This window comes from Pseudoxanthomonas winnipegensis, assembly GCF_030322905.1.
In the GTDB taxonomy this organism is placed as follows: domain Bacteria; phylum Pseudomonadota; class Gammaproteobacteria; order Xanthomonadales; family Xanthomonadaceae; genus Pseudoxanthomonas_A; species Pseudoxanthomonas_A winnipegensis.
Genome location: NZ_CP095475.1, coordinates 2,787,947 through 2,801,476, shown reverse-complemented (window position 1 = coordinate 2,801,476; position 13,530 = coordinate 2,787,947). Strand labels below are relative to the sequence as shown.

Genomic DNA, 13,530 nt, shown 5'->3' with positions numbered 1-13,530 from the left:
CCGGCGTACCGTGCGGGTGCGCCCGGTGGTGCGCTGCGGTAGGCTTTGCGGCTTTGCAGCCGCTCGCCGCCACGTCCCCGACCATGTCCGCCGTTCCCGAAACCCACGCCTACGACCCCAAGCGGGTCGAAACCTCCGCGCAACAGTTCTGGAATGCGACCAGGGCGTTCGAGGTCGACGAGACGTCCGACAAGCCCAAGTACTACTGCCTGTCCATGCTGCCGTATCCGTCCGGCGCGCTGCACATGGGCCACGTGCGCAACTACACCATCTCCGACGTCATCAGCCGCTACAAGCGCATGACCGGGCACAACGTGCTGCAGCCGATGGGCTGGGACGCGTTCGGCCTGCCGGCCGAGAACGCCGCGATCAAGAACAAGACCGCGCCGGCCAAGTGGACCTACGCCAACATCGCGCACATGCGCGAGCAGCTCAAGTCGCTGGGCTATGCCATCGACTGGACGCGCGAATTCGCCACCTGCGCGCCGGAGTACTACGTGCACGAGCAGCGCATGTTCACTCGCCTGCTGCGCAAGGGCCTGGCCTATCGCAAGGCCTCGGTGGTGAACTGGGACCCGGTGGACCAGACCGTGCTGGCCAACGAGCAGGTCATCGACGGCCGCGGCTGGCGCTCCGGCGCGCTGGTGGAGAAGCGCGAGATCCCGCAGTGGTTCCTGCGCATCACCGACTACGCCCAGGAGCTGCTGGACGGCCTGGACACGCTGGAAGGCTGGCCCGAGTCGGTCAAGACCATGCAGCGCAACTGGATCGGGCGCTCGGAAGGCCTGGAGATCCAGTTCAACGTCGAGGGCGGCCATGAGCCGCTGACGGTGTTCACCACGCGTCCGGACACGCTGATGGGCGTGACCTTCGTGTCCATCGCCGGCGAGCATCCGCTGGCGCTCAAGGCCGCGGCGGACAACCCTGAGCTGGCCGCGTTCCTGGAGCAGCTCAAGCTGGGCGGCGTGTCCGAGGCCGAGCTGGAGACGCAGGAAAAGCGCGGCATGGACACCGGCCTGAAGGCGGTCCATCCGATCACCGGCCAGACCGTGCCGGTGTGGGTGGCCAACTTCGTGCTGATGGGCTACGGCACCGGCGCGGTGATGGCCGTGCCCGGCCACGACCAGCGCGACTTCGAGTTCGCCACCAAGTACGGCCTGCCGATCGTGCAGGTGATCGAGCTGAAGGAGCCGCGCAACGAGGCCGAGGCCAGCTACGACCCCACCGAATGGCGCGACTGGTACTCGGACAAGACCCGCGAGTTCCAGCTGATCAACTCGGCCGAGTTCGACGGCCTGGATTTCCGCGGCGCCTTCGAGGCGCTGGCCGAGCGCTTCGAGCGCAAGGGCCAGGGCCAGCGCCGGATCAACTACCGCCTGCGCGACTGGGGCGTGAGCCGCCAGCGCTACTGGGGCTGCCCGATCCCGGTGATCCACTGCCCGCGTTGTGGCGCGGTGCCGGTGCCCGACGACCAGCTGCCGGTGCTGCTGCCGGAGAACGTGACCCTGGACGGGGTGAAGTCGCCGCTGAAGGCCGACCCGGAATGGCGCAAGACCACCTGCCCGGACTGCGGCGGGGCGGCCGAGCGCGAGACCGACACCTTCGACACCTTCATGGAGTCCAGCTGGTACGTGGCCCGCTACACCAGCCCGGGCGCGGTCACGATGGTGGACAAGCGCGCCAACTACTGGATGCCGGCGGACATGTACGTCGGCGGCATCGAGCACGCGATCCTGCACCTGATGTATTTCCGCTTCTATCACAAGCTCATGCGCGACGCGCGCATGGTCGACAGCGATGAGCCGGCCACCAACCTGCTGACCCAGGGCATGGTGATCGCCGAGACCTACTACCGCGAGAACCCGGACGGCTCGAAGGACTGGATCAACCCGGCTCTGGTGGACGTGCAGCGCGACGAGCGCGGCCGCATCGTCGGCGCCACGCTCGCCGCCGACGGCCTGCCGGTGCAGATCGGCGGCGTGGAGAAGATGTCCAAGTCGAAGAACAACGGCGTGGACCCGCAGGCGATGGTGAACAAGTTCGGCGCCGACACGGTGCGCCTGTTCTCGATGTTCGCCGCCCCGCCCGAGCAGTCGCTGGAATGGAGCGAGGCCGGCGTGGAAGGCATGTCGCGCTTCCTGCGCCGCCTGTGGACCCAGGTGCAGAAGCACGCCTCGGAGGGCGTGATCGACGACGAGCTTTCTAAAATCACTTTTCTCTCGAATTTATTGAACGCCGAGCAGAAGGCGCTGCGTCGCAAGACCCACGAGACCATCGCCAAGGTCGGCGACGACTACGGCAAGCGCCACGGCTTCAATACCGCCATCGCCGCGGTGATGGAGCTGTCCAACGCCCTGTCCAAGTTCGACGATGCCAGCGACCCGGGCCGCGCCGTGCGCCAGGAGGCGCTGGAGGCCGCGGTGCTGCTGCTCAACCCGATCACCCCGCACTCCAGCCACGCGCTGTGGCAGCTGCTGGGCCATGGCGAGACCCTGCTGGAGGACCTCGCCTTCCCGCAGGCCGACGCGGCGGCCATGGTGCGCGACTCGGTGACCCTGGCCGTGCAGGTCAACGGCAAGCTGCGCGGCACGATCGAGGTGGCGGCAGATGCGCCGCGCGACCAGATCGAGGCGCTGGCCAAGGCCGAGCCCAATACCGCCAAGTTCCTGGAGGGCACGACCCTGCGCAAGGTGATCGTGGTGCCGGGCAAGATCGTCAACCTGGTGGTGGGATGAGGTCTCAAGCGCTGTTCACGCGGGATCGTGCAGGCTCGCCCGTCCGGTTGCCGCCTGCGCGCGCCTCGTCCAGACTTCCGTCCATGAATGTGACCCCGATGCTGCGCCTGCTGGCCCTGTCCCTGCTCGTGTCCGTGCTGAGCGCCTGCGGTTTCCACCTGCGCAGCAAGATCGCGCTGCCCTCCGACCTGGGCCCGGTGAAGGTCTCGGCCACCGACCAGTACAGCCCGCTGGCGCGCGATCTCTCGGTCGGCCTGAAGGCCGCTGGCGCCATCCCGGCCGACGATCCCAAGGCCAAGGTCGCCACCCTGGACATCATGTCCGAGCGCTGGGGCGACCGCCCGATCGCGCTGGACGAGCAGGGCCGCGCCCAGGAATACAGCCTGCGCTACGCGGTCGTGTTCCGCTTCCTGCGCGCCGACGGCAGCGAGCTGGTGCCGCAGCAGGTGGTCGAGCTCTCGCGCGACTACGTCGCCGAGGCGACCAACCTGACCGGCGCCACCTCCGAGCGCGAGATCCTCGCCGACGAGCTGCGCCGCGACATGTCCGCCTCGATCCTGCGCCGCATCGACAGCGTGGTGCGCGGCGTCGGCCGCCCCGGTGGCGCCACCGTGCGCTCGCCGGTCCCGCCCGCACCCTGATGGAACTGGCGCCGGACCGGCTGGTCGCCCAGAGCGCCGAGGGCGAGCTGGCGCCGGCCTACCTGATCGCCGGCCCGGAAACCCTGCTGGTGCTGGAGGCCGCCGACGCGGTGCGCCAGCGCGCGCGCGCGTTGGGCATCGCCGAGCGCGAAGTCTTCGACGTGGAAGGCCGCGACATCGACTGGGCCGGCCTGCAGGCCAGCTTTGACGCCCCCAGCCTGTTCAGCGCCCGCCGCATCGTCGAGGTGCGCCTGCCGACCGGCAAGCCGGGCAAGGAGGGCGCCGAGGTCATCAGCGCCTTCTGCGCGCGGCCGCCAAGCGATGTGATCCTGCTGGTCACGGCCGGCGAGTGGAGCAAGGCCCATCGCGGCAAGTGGGCCGACGCGATCGAGCGCATCGGCGTGCTGTCGGTGGCCTGGGCGATCAAGCCGCACGAACTGTCCGGCTGGGTGCAGGCGCGGCTGCGCGCGCGCGGCCTGCGCGCCGAGCGCGACGCCATCGCCCTGCTGGTCGAGCGCGTGGAAGGCAATCTGCTGGCCGCCGCGCAGGAGATCGACAAGCTGGTCCTGCTGGCCGCCGGGCGCACGCTGGACCTGGCGACGATGGAATCGCTGGTGGCCGACGCGGCGCGCTTCGACGTGTTCCGCCTGATCGAGACCACGCTCTCGGGCCACGCCGCCCAGGCCTCGCGCATGCTCGCCGGCCTGCGCGCCGAGGGCGAGGCCGTGGCCGCGCTGATGCCGATGATCATCCGCAACCTGCTCAGCACCGCGCAGTTGGCCAAGGTGGCCGAGCGCGGCGGCAATCTGGCCGCCGAGATGAAGGGGCAGGGCATCTGGGAGAGCCGGCAGGCGCCGTTCAAGCGCGCCCTGCAGCGCCATGCCAGCGCCGCGCGCTGGGAGCGCTTCGTCGCGCAGGCCTCGCGCATCGACCGCATCGCCAAGGGCCGCGGCGACGGCGACGCCTGGGTCGCCCTGGAGCGCCTGCTGCTGGCGATCGCCGACGCGGCGGCGGTGCGGTTGGTGGCGTGAGTAAGGCCGGGATTCGGGATTCGGGAATGGGGAATCGGGAAGAGCGTGGGTCGCTTGGATCTGCGGTGCCCAGTGCTTCGCCAAAGCAGCAGCGCGCGAGCGACGCGGATGCGTCTGCTTTTCCCGAATCCCGAATCCCGAATCCCGAATCTCCGCTCCATGTCATCTACGGCGGCACCTTCGACCCCTTCCACAACGGCCATCTGGCCATCGCCCAGCTGGCCGCGGCCGCGCTGGTGGCGCCGGTGACGCTGGTGCCGGCGGCCGATCCGCCGCATCGCCCGCCGCCCGGCGCCAACGCGCCGCAGCGCCTGGCGATGCTGCAGGCGGCGGTCGCCGGCCTGCCCCAGCTGCGTGTGGACCGGCGCGAGCTGGATCGGCCCGGGCATTCCTACACCGTCGACACCTTGCGTGGCCTGCGCGACGAGCTGGGCCCGCAGGCGCCTCTGGTCCTGCTGCTCGGCGCCGACAGCTTCCTGGGCCTGCCGGGCTGGCATCGCTGGCAGGCGCTATTCGCCCTGGCCCACCTGGTGGTCGCCGAACGCGCCGGCAGCGGACTGGGCGAGCTGCCGGCCGCGCTTGCGGCGCAGGTGCAGGCGCGCTGGGTGCAGGACCCGGCGGCGCTGCACGCCGCGCCGGCCGGTCAGGTCCTGCGCCTGCACCAGCCGCTGCAGCTGGAGTCGGCCAGCGAGGTCCGGCGGCGGATCGCCGCGGGCGGCGACTGGCAGGCGCTGGTGCCGCCGCCCGTCGCCGCGTTCATCCGTGCCCACGGCCTGTACGGGGTGGCGGGGCTATAATCGCGGCCTGTCCGGCCCCTTCAAGTGCTTCTTTTGTCCAGCCAAGCCCAAGTCATCAAGACCCGTCTGCCCAGCCCGCCCCCGGCCCTGCCGGTGCTGCTCGCCACCGTCCACGATGCCGTCAACGAGCTCAAGGCCAAGGATGTCGTCGAGATCGACGTGCGTGGCAAGTCCAGCGTCGCCGACTTCCTGATCATCGCCTCGGGCACCTCGACCCGGCACGTGAAGTCGATCGCCGACGAAGTGGTGAAGTTCGCCAAGAAGCTCGACGTGATGCCGCTGGGCGTGGAAGGCGAGCGCGAGGCCGAATGGGTGCTGGTGGACCTGGGCGATGTGATCGTCCACGTCATGCTGCCGCGCGTGCGCGAGTTCTACGCGCTGGAGCGCCTGTGGACCGTCGGCGATCAGCCGCCTGAAGAGCAGGAGTGAGTGCGGAAGGGTGAGCAGGAGCCAATGAAGCTGTCCGACCCTGCTTCCGTCTTCGCTCACTTCCCACTCCTCTCCACTCACGCCTCGCCCGAACCATGAAGGCCCGCCTGATCGCCACCGGTGAGCGCGCGCCCGCCTGGGTGGCGCAGGGATTCGCCGAATATCAGAAGCGTCTGTCGCACTGGCTGCCGTTCGAACTGGTCGAGGTCGCGCCCGGCCTGCGCGGCAAGCATCGCGACGCCCAGCGCGCCATCGAGGACGAAGGCCAGCGCGTGCTGGCCGCCCTGCCCAAGGGCGCGCACATCGTCGCGCTGGAAGTGACGGGGAAACAGCATTCTTCCGAGCAGCTGGCCCAGCGTCTGGAGCACTGGCGCGGGCAGGGCCGCGACCTGGCCTTCCTGATCGGGGGCCCGGAAGGGCATTCGCCGGACGTGCTCGCTGCCGCGCACGAGACCTGGTCGCTCGGCCCGCTGACCCTGCCGCACATGCTGGCCAGGCTGCTCGTCGCCGAGCAGCTCTATCGCGCCGCGGCCATGCTGGCCAACCATCCCTACCACCGCGCCTGATCCGGTTTGTCGGTGGTGGGCCGACAGGCGCCGGCGAAGATCGCCGGCGCCGTGGCAAGCGGCGGATGCCGCACGGACGATCAGCGCAGGCTGAAGTCCACCGGAACCCGGCCGTAGGCCTGTACCGCGTGGCCGTCCTGCATGGCCGGCTGGAACTTCCAGGCCTTGAGCACCTGCATCCGCGCGGCCCGGTCCAGGTCGCGATTGCCGCTGCTGGTCTCGATGGTCGCCTCCAGCGGCGTGCCATCCACGTCGACCAGCACGCGCAGGATCACGGTGCCCTCCGCGTGGCTGGCGATCGCGCTGCGCGGGTAGGCCGGCGCCGGCGCATGCACGTAGGACAGCGTGGCCGAGGCCAGTGGGCCGGAGGGCGCCTGGATCGCGCCGGTGTCCACCGCGGTCGGCTCGGCTACCGTGGCCGGCGCAGGATCGGCCATGGTCTGCGTGGCCGCGACGGGCACATCGACCGGCCGTGACACCGTGATCGGCGTCGGGGCCGGCGTGGTGCGCTGGGTCGGCGCGGGGCGCGTCGGGGTAGGCCTGGACGGCGGGGTGATCGGGGCTTCGATCGGCTTGGTGATCAGCACCACTTCCGGTCGCGTATCCCGTGCTGGCACCGCCAGCGGCGGCAGCGTTGCCGGGATCAGCAGCAGCATGAAGGCCAGCGCGTGCACCAGCATCGCCGCGGCGATGCCGCTGATGCGCGCCACATTGACTCGCCCTTCCGGGCCATAAGGGAGCGTACGAACCATGGACCACCTCCGTTGTCGGGACATGTCTCACAGGAACGCGCGGGACGCTGGAATGGGGTTGGCTTCCTCTGCCATGGTTCCCGCCTTCCGACTGTGCGCCTTTGGTGAGGCTGCATGCAATGCCTCGGCCGCACACGGGGGCACGCCCAAAAAAAGCGCCCCGGCTCCTTTCGGAGGCCGGGGCGCCGGTACTGCGGACTTCTGTAACGTTACAAGCTTATCGGTCTGGCTTCCGCGCTTAGAAATCGTAGGACGCGGAGAACTGGACGTAGCGCGGCTGCTGGTAGAACAGCGGCATGTCCCAGGTGTTGGACACGGTGTAGGCCGAGTCCGTTCCGAACGTGGCGTCGGTCTGGATCGCGCGCTGCTGGTTCAGGACATTGAAGACCTGCACCGCGAAGGCCAGCTTGCCGTCGCTGAAGCCCGGACGATACTGCAGGCCCAGATCCAGGATCTCGGTCCACGGCGTGCGGCCAGCCTTGCCCGGAGGCGAGGGCTCGCCGGCGCAGGTGTGGTACGAGGCGCCGTAACCGATCGGATCGGAGGCATCGGTACCTTCGACCACGCCGTTCGCGCTGAACAGGCCCAAGCAGGACTTGGGCGTACCGGAAGACACGCGCAGGGTGGCCGAAGCCATCCATTCCGGTGCGATCTGGTAGGCGCCGAAGGCCTTCAGCTGGTGGCGACGGTCGTTGGCGAGGTAACCACCGGCATAGGCCATGATCGCGGCCGCATCCCAGTCCTGGGTCTTGGAGACGTCGGTCTGGCCGATGTCGGACTTCAGCTGGCCTTCGGTGTTACCGAAGTTGCGCGACCAGGTGTAATCGACACGTCCCTGCCACTTGCCGTCGAACGGATGCTCCAGATACATGTTGACGGCGAAGTAGTTGCGCTTGGCCTTCTTGTTGAAGCCCCAGTCTTCCTTGCTCATCGTGAGCTCGGTACGGCCGCCGTCGACGTTGGCCAGGCTGAAGTCGTTGCTGTAGCCGGGGTTGAACATCACGCAGCCCGGGATGATCACCGAGTCCGGATCCACGCCATTGGCTTCCAGCTTGGTCTCCATGCGGGCCGGATCGCAGATGTCGTCGATCGCGGTCTGCAGCTTGCGGTACATCACCTTGGCACCAGCGGCCCAGCTGTCGCCGAGGGTCTTGTCGAAGCCCAGGATCAGCTCATCCTGATACATCGAGCGCAGATCGCCCGCAGCAAAGGCCTGCGCGTCCGGTGCCTGGCCGCACTCAAGGTTCGACGAAACCGTGAAGCTCGTGCCCGGGCAGACGCGATTGGTGTTGGTCAGCGGGACCGGCGTCAGGCCGGTCGGAACGCCGTCGGCGTTGATGCCGGTATAGGTGTAGTACTCGCGGGTGAACAGGGACGAGGAAGCACCGCGGATGGCGACGCTGTTCGGCAGGGCGAGGTAGTAACGGCCCAGATTGGCGTAAATCTTGAGCGAGGAATCGCCGAACACATCCCAGCTCGCGCCCAGGCGGGGCGCCCACTGGTTGCCGCTGTCGACATAGTTCTCGCCAGCGCTGTTCTTGTTGGTGAACTTGTCGTTGCGGACACCCAGGGACAGCAGCCAGTTGTCGGTGACCTGCCAGCGGTCTTCCAGGAAGTAGGCCTTCTGGTCGACGGTCATGTCGGTGGCGGTGACCAGAATGTAGCGCTGGACGAAGTAACCGTTGCCGCCGGCCGGGCCGACGCCAAGGCCGCCATTGACGGCGCTGCCGCCGTTGGCCGCCTTGCCGTAGATCCAGCGCTCGCCGTTACCGTCCATCGTCTGGCCTTCGTTCTCGGCCACGAAGTTCATGTTGTCCACGCCGGCGGTCAGCGTGTGGTCGCCGATGCGCCATTCCAGGTCGGCGCGCAGGCCACGCGTCCTGTCCTTGCCGTCAACGGCGGCGGAGGACACGTTCTGGTTGCCGATAGGATTTCCGCCATTGAGGGCCGGATTCTGCAGATTGGGGGTTGTAATCAGCGGCAGTGACTTCAGATTGCTTTGATTATAGGTCTGGTTGGTCCGGCGGCTGCGGCCCCACAGCGCGTTGAGCGTCAGGTTATCGGAGAGATAACCGGTGTATTTGAAAATGTCGTACCGATAATCGATCTTGGTGGTATCCGCGAACGAGCCGTTGGGGCCGCCGGCCTCCAGCGTGCTGTAGTCGTAGGTATAGTTCGTTCCGCTCGTACGATCGTTATTCTTGATGTACGTATATTCGAGCGTGTGGTTATCGGTGATATTCCAGTTGATTTTCCCGTAGACCTTGGGATTGCTGTAGTCGTAATGGGTCTGGTAGCCGTTGCCATCCGCGCCGGCGACGGTGACGTTCCGCGTCGAGACCCCTTCGGTCTTTTCCTGCTCACCCGCCAGGAAAATGAACAGTCGATCCTGGATCAGCGGACCGCCAGCGTACAGGCTGTAAGTGTTGACGCCGGTCTCGTCATCGCGACGCTCGCGATAGATGGTGCCGGGGACCGTCGCGTCTTCCCATTCGTACGGCGTCCCGGTGCCGGCCTGGGTGGGCAGCGTCCTGTTGGGATAGTAGGTGCTCTTGGGCGCAGCGCCGAGCGACTTGGGCTGATAGATCACCGCGCCGCCGAAGTGCCACTCGTTGGTGCCGCTCTTGCCGACCTGGCTGATGACGCCGCCGTTCGAACGGCCGTAGCGGGCGCTGTAACCGCCCAGATACATTTCCTGCTGATCGATGACGCCGTAGGGCAAGCCCACGCCGCCGATGTTGCTCAGCGGGTTACCAGTGCTGAAGCCGTTGATGTAGTAGGCATTTTCGGAAACGCCGGCGCCACCGAAGGACACGGTATTGCCCTGGCCGAAGTAGCCGCTGCCCCCAACCGTGCCGGGCGACAGCAGGGCGATGGCTTCGGCGCTGCGACCGATCGGCAGGCGCTGCAGATCCTGCGTGGTGAACACGGTGCGCGAGTCGACCGAGGTGACGTCGATCTTGGGCGCGCTGGTACCGGTCACCACGACCGTTCCCAGATCCGTGGCGCCGCCAGCGCCGGATCCACCGCCGGAGAAGGAGACATCCGTACCGGAGCTGACCTTGATCAGGACGTTCTTGCGCTGATCGACCACCTCATCGCCGCGGCGCAGCGTGATGGTATAGGTGCCCACCGGCAACGAGCCGATGTTGTAGCGACCTGAGGAATCGACCGTCGCAGTGCGGGTAATGCCCGTGTCGCCTTGGACTTGAACCGTGAGACCGGCTTCTGCCGGAACCGAGCCATAGACGCTGCCGGTCGTACTCTGCGCGAGCGCGCCCGAGCTGAAAGCCATTGCAAGGGCGACGCTTAGCGCGCTGCGGTGCATCGCGCGCTTGGTGCTGGGGTGAAGTGCCACAGTCTCTCTCCTGACTACGTACGAAATATTGGTTCCCGTTCGGCACACGATGGCAAGTGGCCGAACGGTTAACCGGAATTTAGCGACCTTCTCGCACGAAGTCACGAAAAATTAATTAATTGCCAATCGGATCAACAATTACTCCGTGGTCAAGCGTTTGTTCAGTTAAATGAACTGCAGTGCGGCGCGCACCCGGGTCTTTCCTGACCGGAGACTTCTAGCGCCCCAGCTCGAACACCACCTCGATGCTCACGCTGAGCGTGGTTTCGCCGGGCGAAACGGGCGTGGCGTCGGCCTTGGCGGCGCGGGCCATCATCATCACCGGGCGGGGCGCGCCGCCGCTGCCGGATTCGGAGATGCTGACGATGCGGCGCACCTTCAGGCCCAGGCCCTTGGCATAGGTCTCGGCGCGGGCCTGGGCCTTCTTCAGCGCGTCCAGGCGGGCCTGGTCGTAGACCGGTTCGGGCTGGTCGATCTCGAAGGTCGGGCCGTTGATCTCGTTGGCGCCCTGGGCGGCCAGCGCGTCCAGCACCTGGCCCAGGTCGGCGATCTTGCGCACCTTCAGGCTGACCGTGTTGGTGGCCTGGTAGCCGGTGATCTTGGGCGCTTCGTTGTCGCGGTAGTTGTACTGGGGGTTGAGCATCACGCCGCTGGTCTGGATGTCGCGCTCGGCGATGCCGGCCTTGCGGATGGCGGCCATGACCTGGGTCATCTGGGTGGCGTTCTGGCGCATGGCGGTGTTGCCGTCGGCGGCCTGGGTCACCACGCCGGCCGAGATCGTGGCGATGTCGGGTGCGCGGCTGGCTTCGGCCTGGGAGGAGATCGACAGCAGCGTGCCGTCGGTGGGCAGGGCGTAGCCGGCAGCGGCGGTCTGCGCGGAAGCGGTCATGGCGGGAGCTCCAAGGGCGAAGGCCAGTGCGATCAGCAGCGGGCGGAGGCGGTGGGTGCGCATCGTTGTGGTTCCTCGATGGAAGTGGGGGGAGTGTCGTTGCGGGAAGATGAACGGGCCGTCGGCCGCGGTGGGGTTTGCGGGCGCCGGAGGGGTGCGGCCTCCCGTTCAGTTTCGAGGCGCGGGTTATCCTTGGACGATGCTGTTCCTCGCCTCCCAATCCCCGCGGCGCGCCGAGCTGCTGGCCCGCCTCGGGCTGGCATTCGAGCCCCTGTCCCTGGACATCCCCGAACAGCGCCAGCCTGGCGAGGCCGCGCTGGACTATGTGCGTCGCGTGGCCCTGGAGAAGGCCCGCGCCGGCCTGGAACGGGTGCGTGAGCGCGAGGATGCGATCGTCCTGGGCGCCGATACCGAGGTGATCCTGGACGATGTGGTGTTCGGCAAGCCGGCCGATGCGGCCGATGCCGAGGCGATGCTGGCGCGGCTGTCCGGGCGCACCCATACGGTGGCCAGCGCGGTGGCCGTGGTGACGGCGCGGCGTCAGGCGCAGGTGCTGGACCTGTCGCAGGTGCGCTTCGCCGCGCTGAGCGCGCAGGCCATCGCCGACTACGTGCGCAGCGGCGAGCCGATGGGCAAGGCCGGGGCCTACGCGATCCAGGGGCGTGGCGAGGCCTTCATCGCCCACCTTTCCGGCAGTCATTCGGGTGTAATGGGATTGCCGCTGCATGCGACGGCGAACCTGCTCACGCAATTCGGAGTGCTTTGATGTCGGAGGAGATCCTGGTCAACGTCACCCCGCGGGAAACGCGGGTGGCGGTGATCGAAAACGGGATGCTGCAGGAGCTGCACATCGAGCGTGGCTGGCGCCGCGGCATCGTGGGCAACATCTACAAGGGCCAGATCCAGCGGGTGATGCCGGGCATGCAGGCCGCCTTCGTCGAGATCGGCCACGACCGTGCGGCCTTCCTGCACGCCAGCGACATCGTGCGCGCGGCACCGCCGGCCGCGGTGGCGGCGGGCGAAGAGGTGCCGCTGCCGCCTGCCGCGCCGGCGGCGATCCACGAGCTGGTGCGCGACGGCCAGGACGTGGTGGTGCAGGTGGTCAAGGACCCGATCGGCACCAAGGGCGCGCGCCTGACCACGCAGATTTCGATCCCGTCGCGCTATCTGGTGCTGATGCCGCAGTCCAAGGTGATCGGGGTGTCGGCGCGGATCGAGGACGAGGCCGAGCGCGCCCGCCTCAAGGGCCTGGTGAGCGATCTGGCCGCACAGCACGGCCACATGGGCTACATCGTGCGCACCAACGCCGAGGGCCAGCCGGCCGAGGCGCTGGCCGAGGACGTGGCCTATCTGTCGCGGGTGTGGAACGTGATCAACCGCCGGGTCGGCGAGATGGCTCCGCGCGCGCTGCTCTATGAAGACCTCAGCCTGCCGCTGCGCGCGGTCCGCGACCTGATCCGCAAGGACGTGGAGCGGGTCAAGGTGGATTCGCGCGAGACCTACGAGCGCCTGCAGGCGTTCGTGGCCAAGTACATGCCGCCGCTGGCGGAGAAGCTGGAGCTGTACTCGGGCGACCGGCCGATCTTCGACCTGTACGGGGTCGAGGACGAGATCGGCCGCGCCCTGGACAAGCAGGTGCCGCTGAAGTCCGGCGGCTATCTGGTCATCGACCAGACCGAGGCGATGACGACCATCGACGTCAACACCGGCTCGTTCCTGGGCCAGCGCAATCTGGAGGAGACCGTCTACCGCACCAACCTGGAGGCGGCGCAGGCGGTGGCCCGGCAGCTGCGGCTGCGCAACCTCGGCGGCATCATCATCATCGACTTCATCGACATGTCCGATGCCGAGCACAAGCGCCAGGTGCTGCGCACGCTCGAGAAGGGCCTGGCGCGCGACCACGCCAAGACCACGGTGTACGACTTCTCCCCGCTGGGCCTGGTGGAGATGACGCGCAAGCGCACCGTCGACAGCCTGGCGCGCCAGCTGTCCGAGCCCTGCGGCGCCTGCGGCGGCCGCGGCATGGTCAAGACGGCCGAGACGGTGACCTACGAGATCTTCCGCGAGATCACCCGCGCCACGCGCCAGTTCGAGGCCGCGCGCCTGCTGGTGATCGCCTCGCCGAAGGTGGTCGCGCGCATCACCGACGAGGAGTCCCAGGCGGTGGCCGAGCTGGAGGAATTCCTGGGCAAGTCGATCCGCCTCCAGGCCGACGCCGAGTATCTGCAGGAACAGTTTGATGTCGTGCTGCTCTGAGGGCGGGACCCGGGATCGGGTCGCCGGGACCAGGCAGCGCAGGTTGGGCCAGAGGGAGTTGCGGGTTCGGCCGGCG

At 68.0% G+C, this 13,530-nt stretch carries 11 protein-coding genes; 8 read left to right on the top strand and 3 right to left on the bottom strand.

Translation table 11 applies throughout. The features are described 5' to 3' along the window. Positions 1 to 83 precede the first annotated feature (83 nt). The 6 genes from leuS to rlmH all read left to right on the top strand — a co-directional run bounded on the left by leuS (position 84) and on the right by rlmH (position 6,199). Entirely contained in the window at positions 84 to 2,735 is a 2,652-nt protein-coding gene (gene leuS, locus MWN52_RS12340; protein WP_286574857.1) for a leucine--tRNA ligase, read from the top strand. A 98-nt stretch (positions 2,736 to 2,833) separates the two neighbouring features. Next, on the top strand, positions 2,834 to 3,376 hold the full coding sequence (locus MWN52_RS12335) for an LPS-assembly lipoprotein LptE (protein ID WP_130521457.1): 543 nt from the start codon (positions 2,834 to 2,836) through the stop codon (positions 3,374 to 3,376). After that, the gene (holA, locus tag MWN52_RS12330) at positions 3,376 to 4,407 is read left to right on the top strand and encodes a DNA polymerase III subunit delta (protein WP_130521274.1); all 1,032 of its coding nucleotides are present in this window, start codon (positions 3,376 to 3,378) and stop codon (positions 4,405 to 4,407) included. The genes MWN52_RS12335 and holA overlap by 1 nt, the downstream gene beginning before the upstream one ends. A 26-nt stretch (positions 4,408 to 4,433) precedes the next feature. Beyond that, positions 4,434 to 5,204 carry a nicotinate-nucleotide adenylyltransferase gene (gene nadD, locus MWN52_RS12325; protein ID WP_286574856.1) on the top strand — a complete coding sequence of 257 codons (771 nt, stop codon included), beginning with the start codon at positions 4,434 to 4,436 and terminating at the stop codon, positions 5,202 to 5,204. Positions 5,205 to 5,237: 33 nt separating this feature from the next. Continuing rightward, on the top strand, positions 5,238 to 5,633 hold the full coding sequence (gene rsfS / locus MWN52_RS12320; protein WP_130521277.1) for a ribosome silencing factor: 396 nt from the start codon (positions 5,238 to 5,240) through the stop codon (positions 5,631 to 5,633). 95 nt (positions 5,634 to 5,728) lie between these two features. Further along, positions 5,729 to 6,199, top strand: a complete 471-nt coding sequence (gene rlmH / locus MWN52_RS12315; RefSeq protein ID WP_130521280.1) for a 23S rRNA (pseudouridine(1915)-N(3))-methyltransferase RlmH — start codon at positions 5,729 to 5,731, stop codon at positions 6,197 to 6,199. Between the two features lie 80 nt (positions 6,200 to 6,279). On the opposite strand, the gene MWN52_RS12310 is transcribed toward rlmH, so the two are convergent. The 3 genes from MWN52_RS12310 to MWN52_RS12300 all read right to left on the bottom strand — a co-directional run bounded on the left by MWN52_RS12310 (position 6,280) and on the right by MWN52_RS12300 (position 11,261). Beyond that, positions 6,280 to 6,951, bottom strand: a complete 672-nt coding sequence (locus MWN52_RS12310) for an energy transducer TonB (protein ID WP_286574855.1) — start codon at positions 6,949 to 6,951, stop codon at positions 6,280 to 6,282. Positions 6,952 to 7,189: 238 nt separating this feature from the next. Then, positions 7,190 to 10,279 (bottom strand): TonB-dependent receptor domain-containing protein, encoded by a 3,090-nt coding sequence (locus tag MWN52_RS12305; protein WP_286577733.1) that lies wholly within the window; start codon positions 10,277 to 10,279, stop codon positions 7,190 to 7,192. Positions 10,280 to 10,526: 247 nt separating this feature from the next. Continuing rightward, entirely contained in the window at positions 10,527 to 11,261 is a 735-nt protein-coding gene (locus MWN52_RS12300) for an SIMPL domain-containing protein (RefSeq protein WP_286574854.1), read from the bottom strand. A 136-nt stretch (positions 11,262 to 11,397) separates the two neighbouring features. Here MWN52_RS12300 and MWN52_RS12295 point away from each other — a divergent pair, with 136 nt between their 5' ends. After that, entirely contained in the window at positions 11,398 to 11,964 is a 567-nt protein-coding gene (locus MWN52_RS12295) for a Maf family protein (protein WP_286574853.1), read from the top strand. Continuing rightward, entirely contained in the window at positions 11,964 to 13,454 is a 1,491-nt protein-coding gene (gene rng, locus MWN52_RS12290; protein WP_130521287.1) for a ribonuclease G, read from the top strand. Before MWN52_RS12295 ends, rng begins: the two co-directional genes overlap by 1 nt. The last annotated feature ends 76 nt before the right edge of the window (positions 13,455 to 13,530 follow it).

What these genes read in the sequence shown, in the direction of transcription:
- leuS (WP_286574857.1), top strand. Translation starts at nt 84, where the DNA reads ATGTCCGCCGTTCCCGAAACCCACGCCTACGACCCCAAGCGGGTCGAA.
- MWN52_RS12335 (WP_130521457.1), top strand. Translation starts at nt 2,834, where the DNA reads ATGCTGCGCCTGCTGGCCCTGTCCCTGCTCGTGTCCGTGCTGAGCGCC.
- holA (WP_130521274.1), top strand. Translation starts at nt 3,376, where the DNA reads ATGGAACTGGCGCCGGACCGGCTGGTCGCCCAGAGCGCCGAGGGCGAG.
- nadD (WP_286574856.1), top strand. Translation starts at nt 4,434, where the DNA reads ATGGGGAATCGGGAAGAGCGTGGGTCGCTTGGATCTGCGGTGCCCAGT.
- rlmH (WP_130521280.1), top strand. Translation starts at nt 5,729, where the DNA reads ATGAAGGCCCGCCTGATCGCCACCGGTGAGCGCGCGCCCGCCTGGGTG.
- MWN52_RS12310 (WP_286574855.1), bottom strand. Translation starts at nt 6,951, where the DNA reads ATGGTTCGTACGCTCCCTTATGGCCCGGAAGGGCGAGTCAATGTGGCG.
- MWN52_RS12305 (WP_286577733.1), bottom strand. Translation starts at nt 10,279, where the DNA reads ATGCACCGCAGCGCGCTAAGCGTCGCCCTTGCAATGGCTTTCAGCTCG.
- MWN52_RS12300 (WP_286574854.1), bottom strand. Translation starts at nt 11,261, where the DNA reads ATGCGCACCCACCGCCTCCGCCCGCTGCTGATCGCACTGGCCTTCGCC.
- MWN52_RS12295 (WP_286574853.1), top strand. Translation starts at nt 11,398, where the DNA reads ATGCTGTTCCTCGCCTCCCAATCCCCGCGGCGCGCCGAGCTGCTGGCC.
- rng (WP_130521287.1), top strand. Translation starts at nt 11,964, where the DNA reads ATGTCGGAGGAGATCCTGGTCAACGTCACCCCGCGGGAAACGCGGGTG.